Here is a 6258-nt window from a genome sequence, read left to right as displayed (position 1 = left end):
GATCACCGCTCAAGGCGCTGTGGTCGACGACGATCCGCCTGTCGGCGCCGGGTGCCGCGGCCGGCATGGCGCTGGTGGCGCTCGGCATCATGAACGAATTGACCGCCACGCAGATGCTGGCGCCCAACGGCACCCGTACGCTGGCGATGGCGTTCTGGGCCCATAGCGGCGAGATCGATTATGCATCGGCGGCACCTTACGCGCTCATCATGGTGGCGATGTCGCTGCCCCTGACCTGGCTGCTCTATGTCCAGTCGAAGCGGATGGCCGGACGATGAGCTTCCTCGAACTCACCAATGTGCACAAGCACTACGGCTCGGTGGCCGCACTGGCCGGCGTCGATCTCAGCGTGGCCAGCGGCAGCCGCACCGCGATCGTCGGGCCGTCCGGCTGCGGCAAGACGACCTTGCTGCGGCTGATCGCCGGCTTCGAGCCGCCGGACCAGGGCCGCATCGTGCTCGACGGCGAGGTATTGGCCAATGGCGGCGCCGCCGTGCCCGCATATCGGCGCAGCATTGGCGTGGTGGCGCAGGACGGCGCCCTGTTCCCGCATCTGACCATCGCCGCCAATATCGGTTTCGGCATGGGACGCCACGAAGACAAGCGCGCCGAGCGCATCGTCGAGCTCGCCTATATCGTCGGGCTCGACAAGGCGATCCTGAAACGGCGGCCGCACGAGCTCTCCGGCGGCCAGCAGCAGCGTGTGGCACTAGCCCGCGCCATGGCCATGAAGCCACGGCTGATGCTGCTCGATGAGCCGTTCTCGGCGCTCGACACCGGTCTGCGCGCCTCGATGCGCAAGGCGGTGGCCGAGCTTCTGGAGGCTGCCGGCATCACCACGATCCTGGTCACGCACGACCAGGCCGAGGCGCTGTCCTTTGCCAGCCAGGTCGCGGTGATGCGCGACGGCAAATTCTCGCAGATCGGCACGCCGCGCGAGCTCTATCTCAAGCCGAAGGACAGAATGATCGCCGAATTCCTCGGCGATGCCATCATCCTGCCGGCAAAGATATCGGACGGCTTCGCCAACTCGCCGCTCGGCCGCATCGCCGTCGACAGCAACGAGCGGCGCGATATCGCCCGCATCATGCTGCGGCCGGAACAGGTGCTGCTGAAACGGACGTCGCGTGAAGGCATGTCGGGCACGCCGGACATGCTGTTCGGCGAGGTCATGGAGTCCGAATTCGCCGGCTCGATGTGCACCATCGCGGTGCGGCTCCTGAACAGTCCCGATCCGCCGGACGCAGCCGCGATCGGCAACACGCCGTTGATCCTGCGCAAGCCAGGCATGGACACGCCGGTGGTTGGCGAGATCGTCCGGCTGACGGTGTCGGGAAAGGCGCATGTGTTTGCCTGAACGGGGCTTGCGTCTCCCGCAACTCTCCGGTCAGGACGACAGGCTGGTTTCAATTGACCCGCTTTCCAGCCTGATCGAACCAGTGCAGCTTTTCGGCCCTGGCCACGACGCGCAACTGATCACCGGGCTTTGCGGCGGCTCGGCCGGCGACGCGCACGACGATACGGCTGCCGCCCGCGGCGCAATGAAGAAAACTCTCGGCACCGACCGGCTCGACCGCTTCGACTGTCGTCGGCAAAACGAGCGCACCGGGCAGCGCCTCCGCATTGAAGGTGACATCGGCATCTTCCGGGCGAAAACCCAGTGTCGCGGCTTGTGTCTCGGAAGGTGCGAAGCCGATCGCCGTGCCGTCGGCCAGTATCGGGCCTGAGGAACTTCCGGTCAGCGTCAGAAGATTCATCGGCGGTGCGCCGATGAAGGAAGCGACGAAGATCGAGGCCGGCTTTTCGTAGATGTCGAGCGGCGCGCCCGTTTGCTCGACCAGGCCGGCGTTCATGACAACGAGGATGTCGGCCAGCGTCATCGCCTCGAGCTGGTCGTGGGTGACATAGACCGAGGTCACGCCAAGCGTGCGCTGCAAATTCTTGATCTCGACCCGCATCTGACCGCGCAATTTGGCATCGAGATTGCTGAGCGGCTCGTCGAACAGGAAGACTTTCGGATTGCGCACGATGGCGCGGCCCATGGCGACGCGCTGGCGCTGGCCGCCGGAAAGCTCGCGCGGGCGCCGGTCGAGCAGCGCCGAAAGCTCCAGCACCTTGGCGGTCGAGCGCACCCTGCTGTCGATCTCGTCCTTCGGCGTGCCGCGATTGCGCAGGCCATAGGCCATGTTGTCGTAGACCTTCATATGCGGGTAAAGCGCGTAGTTCTGGAACACCATGGCGATGTCGCGCTCGGTCGGGCCAATGGCGTTGACCACCTTGCCGTCGATGGCGACTGTACCGGCAGAAATGGTCTCCAACCCGGCGATCATCCTCAGCAGCGTGGACTTGCCGCAGCCAGAGGGCCCGACCAGCACGCAAAGCTCCTTGTCGGGAATGGCGATGGAAACGCCCTTCACGGCTTCGACGCCGCTTGGATAGACCTTCTTCACGTTCTTCAGATCGACGGTCGCCATCAGCTTCTCACTTTTCGGATTCGACCAGGCCGCGCACGAACCAGCGTTGCATCAATACGACCACAAGGATCGGCGGCACGATGGCCAGCATCGCTGTGACCATGACCAGGTGCCATTCGGTGTCGGCATCGGCGAAGGAAACCATCTTTCTCAGCGCGATGACGATGGTGTTCATATCGTTGCTGTTGGTGACGAGCAGCGGCCAAAGATACTGCGTCCAGCCATAGATGAAGAGGATCACGAACAGCGCCGCGATGTTGGTGCGCGACAGTGGCAAGAGGATATCGAAGAAGAAGCGCCATGGCCCGGCACCATCGACACGCGCCGCCTCGACCAATTCGCCCGGTATGGTCATGAAGAACTGGCGGAACAGCAGCGTCGCGGTGGCCGAGGCGATCAGCGGGATGATCAGGCCGGCATAGGTGTCGATCATGCCGAGATCGACCATCACCTTGTAGGTCGGCAGGATGCGCACCTCCACGGGAAGCATCAAGGTGATGAAGATCAGCCAGAAGAAGGTCATGCGCAGGGGAAAGCGGAAGAACACGATCGCATAGGCCGACAGGATCGAGATGAAGATCTTTCCTACCGCAACGCCAAGCGCCATGATCGTGGTGTTGAGGAGCAGTTGGCCGACGCTGACACCGCCGATGCGGCCAATGCCGCCGAACAGCGCCTCGCTGTAATTGTTCCACAGCTGGCCGCCGGGCAAGAGCGGCAGCGGCGGCCTGAGGATCGTTTGCAGCGTGTGTGTCGAGGCAACGAAAGTGTAGTAGATCGGAAAAGCCACGATCAATATGCCAAGGATGAGCACGGCATGGGCGGTGAAGGTGCGGAGCGGGGACTGGCCGATCATCGCTGCCCTCAACCGTAATGGACTTTGCGTTCCACGTAGCGGAACTGGATAGCTGTGAGCGCAATGACGATGGCCATCAGGATGACCGACTGTGCCGCCGAGTCGCCGAGGATCAGATTGACGAAGCCGTCATTGTAGACCTTGTAGACCAGTGTCTCGGTCGTCTTGCCCGGCCCGCCGCCGGTGACGGCATGGACGATGCCGAAAGTGTCGAACAAGGCATAGACGGTGTTGACGACCAGCAGGAAAAAGGTCGTCGGCGCAAGCAGCGGGAAGACGATGGTCCAGAAGCGCTTGGTCTCGCCCGCACCGTCCATCGCCGCCGCCTCGATCAGCGTTTTCGGCACCGCCTGCAGGCCGGCGACGAAGAACAGGAAATTGTAGCTGATCTGCTTCCAGGCAGCCGCCGAAACCAGCAGGATCATGGCGTGGGTGCCGTTGAGCAGCGGATCCCAGGCGATGCCGAGGCTTCTCAGCAAATAGGCCAACGAGCCGATCGAAGGGTTGAACAGAAACAGCCACAGCATGCCGGCAATCGCCGGCGCCACGGCATAAGGCCATATCAACAGTGTGCGGTAGAGGCCTTTGCCGCGCACTGCCTTCTCGGCCATGACCGCAAGCAGCAGGGCCACGCACATGGCAACAATCGCGGTCGCAAGCGAAAACACCACGGTGACCTTGATCGAATTGAGGTAGGCCGGATCGGCCAGCACCTTCCGGAAATTGGCGAACCAGACGAACTTGGTCCGCAGCCCGAACGGGTCCTGCCTGAGCATCGACTGGTAAAGCGCCTGACCGGCCGGCCAGTAGAAGAAGACCAGTGTTATGGCGAGTTGTGGCGCCACCAGCAGGAAGGGCAGGATCTTGTTGGGAAAGACGACGCGTGGAGACAGGCTGATTTTCCTCGCTATCCAGGTATCGCCCACGCGAGCCCGCGTGGGCGATATTCAAACCGACACCAACCGAGATAATCTCGTCAGTTCTCCAGCGCTTCCTTGATGGCGGCGTTGCCGCGCGTGACCGCATTGTCGAGCGCCTGCTGAGCAGTTTGCTGGCCGGCCAGCATCTTCTCCAACTCCTCGTTCTGGATATCTCGCACCTGCGGCAGATTCGGCAGGCGCACGCCCTTCGAGTTATCGGTCGGCGCCTTGCCCGTCATTTGCAGTATGGGTGTCTCGCGGCCAGGATTCTTGTCATAGAAGCCTGATTTCTTGGTCGCCTCGTACGCGGCGAGCGTCACCGGCAGGTATCCCGACTTCTGGTGCAGATATTCCTGCACATCGGTCTTGGACAGATAGGCGAAGAAGGCCGCGACGCCCTTGTATTCCTCGTCCGACTTGTTGCCGAACACCCACAGGCTGGCACCGCCCGGCGTGGTGTTCTGTGGTGCGCCCTTGGCGTCGGTATCGTAGGGAAGCTGGCCGATGCCATAGTTCATGCCGGACTTGACGATGTCGCCGAGACCGCCCGACGATTCGGTGAAGATGCCGCATTCGCCGGCAAGGAAGATCTGCTTGGCTTCGGAGGTGCGCCCGCCATATTTGAAGGTGCCGTCCTTGGCGAGGTCTGCGAGCGCCTGGAAGTGGTTAACGAAAATCGGCGCGTTGATCTTGAGTTCGACGTCACCGCCGGCCAAACCGTTCTGCTGGGTGGCCCACGACACATCATTCCATGCTGCGAAGTTCTCCAGATGGATCCAGGTCAGCCAGGTCGAGGTGTAGCCGCAGGAGGCAGCGCCGCTCGTCTTGATCTTCTTGGCCGCTTCCCACACCTCGTTCCAGGTCTTGGGCGGGTTGTTCACGTCGAGGCCCGCCTTCTGGAAGATGTCCTTGTTGTAGTAGAGGATCGGCGAGGAGGAGTTGTAGGGAAAGGACAGCATGGTGCCGTCCGGCTTCGAATAATAGCCGACGATGCCGGGCAGATACTGGCTCTTGTCGAAGGTCATCCCGGCACTGGTCAGCACATCGGCCGCCGGCTTGATCGCACCCTCGGCTGCCATCATCACGCCCGTGCCGACGTCGAACACCTGGAGGATATCGGGCGCCTGGCCAGCGCGGAAAGCGGCGATGCCTGCATTCAGCGTCTCAGGATAAGTGCCCTTGAACACCGGAATGAGCTCATAGTCGCTCTGGCTGGCGTTGAAATCCTTGGAGATCTTGGCGACGACCTCGGCGTTGGCGCCGGTCATGGCGTGCCACCAGCTGATCTGCGTGACGGCGAAGGCGGAGGTGGTGGAAAGCAGGGTCAAAGTGGCGGCAATACCGGCCGCGAAGCCGAAGAACTTCATGTTTCATCTCCCGTTTGTCATTGGCGAAAGGGGCACTCTCGCAAAGGCAATATGTGCCGCTCGTGACAATTGGACAACGGTTTTATAGCGGATCGATGAACTCGATCTCCGCTCAAGTTGGACACGCTTCCGATGGAAAGGAATTGCCAAGCCGACTTACGGTTCGAACAAGGCGACGGAGATCGGCAACAATCGCCGGCGCCTAGTCCGACTTGGCGAGTGCCGTCTCGACCAGCCGCTTGGCGTCGGGGCTCGACCATTCGGCCGGGCCGTTCATGTGGGCGATCAGGCAGCCTTCGCCGTCGATCAGCATGGTCACCGGCAGGCCGAGCGCCAGGCCGCGCGTCTTGAGATCGTTGAACAGCGCCATCGTCGAATCGCGGTAGTAGCCGAGCGCCTTGACGCCGGTTTCCTCGAGGAACTTCTTCGGCTTGGTGTCGTCGCCGGCATCGACGTTGACCGCGACGACCTCGAAGGCGTCGCTGCCCATTTCTTTCTGCAGCGCGTCGAGCGCCGGCATTTCGGCGCGGCAGGGCGCGCACCATGTCGCCCACAGATTGAGCAGCACCGTCTTGCCGGCATGGTCGGCGAGCGTCATCGGCTTGCCGGCACCAGCTTTCCGATCGACCGGCACAAGACGG

The 6258-nt window shown here is 62.4% G+C and carries 7 protein-coding genes; 2 read left to right on the top strand and 5 right to left on the bottom strand.

What is annotated here, in order from left to right; genetic code table 11:
- On the top strand, nt 1–278 hold a 278-nt coding region (locus tag E5W87_RS12280), incomplete at its 5' end, for an ABC transporter permease subunit (RefSeq protein WP_292397469.1).
- Nucleotides 275–1357 carry an ABC transporter ATP-binding protein gene (locus tag E5W87_RS12275; RefSeq protein WP_292397467.1) on the top strand — a complete coding sequence of 361 codons (1083 nt, stop codon included), beginning with the start codon at nt 275–277 and terminating at the stop codon, nt 1355–1357. The genes E5W87_RS12280 and E5W87_RS12275, both read left to right, overlap by 4 nt.
- Nucleotides 1358–1406: 49 nt before the next feature.
- On the opposite strand, the gene E5W87_RS12270 is transcribed toward E5W87_RS12275, so the two are convergent.
- The 5 genes from E5W87_RS12270 to E5W87_RS12250 all read right to left on the bottom strand — a co-directional run.
- Nucleotides 1407–2474: a sn-glycerol-3-phosphate import ATP-binding protein UgpC gene (locus E5W87_RS12270; protein WP_292397464.1), complete on the bottom strand. Its 1068-nt coding sequence runs from the start codon at nt 2472–2474 to the stop codon at nt 1407–1409.
- 7 nt (nt 2475–2481) lie between these two features.
- Nucleotides 2482–3330: a sn-glycerol-3-phosphate ABC transporter permease UgpE gene (gene ugpE / locus E5W87_RS12265; RefSeq protein WP_292397461.1), complete on the bottom strand. Its 849-nt coding sequence runs from the start codon at nt 3328–3330 to the stop codon at nt 2482–2484.
- An 8-nt stretch (nt 3331–3338) separates the two neighbouring features.
- Nucleotides 3339–4223: a sn-glycerol-3-phosphate ABC transporter permease UgpA gene (ugpA, locus tag E5W87_RS12260; RefSeq protein ID WP_292397533.1), complete on the bottom strand. Its 885-nt coding sequence runs from the start codon at nt 4221–4223 to the stop codon at nt 3339–3341.
- An 83-nt stretch (nt 4224–4306) separates the two neighbouring features.
- A complete protein-coding gene (gene ugpB, locus E5W87_RS12255; protein WP_292397458.1) occupies nt 4307–5617 on the bottom strand; it encodes a sn-glycerol-3-phosphate ABC transporter substrate-binding protein UgpB in 1311 nt (436 codons plus the stop codon).
- A 202-nt stretch (nt 5618–5819) separates the two neighbouring features.
- Nucleotides 5820–6258, bottom strand: a 439-nt coding sequence (locus E5W87_RS12250; RefSeq protein ID WP_292397455.1) for a TlpA disulfide reductase family protein, incomplete at its 5' end; no start/stop codon positions are given.

Source organism: Mesorhizobium sp. (genome assembly GCF_004962925.1).
Lineage (GTDB): Bacteria > Pseudomonadota > Alphaproteobacteria > Rhizobiales > Rhizobiaceae > Mesorhizobium.
The sequence above is the reverse complement of the archived record's forward strand: the minus strand, read 5'-3'. Positions and strand labels throughout refer to the sequence as shown.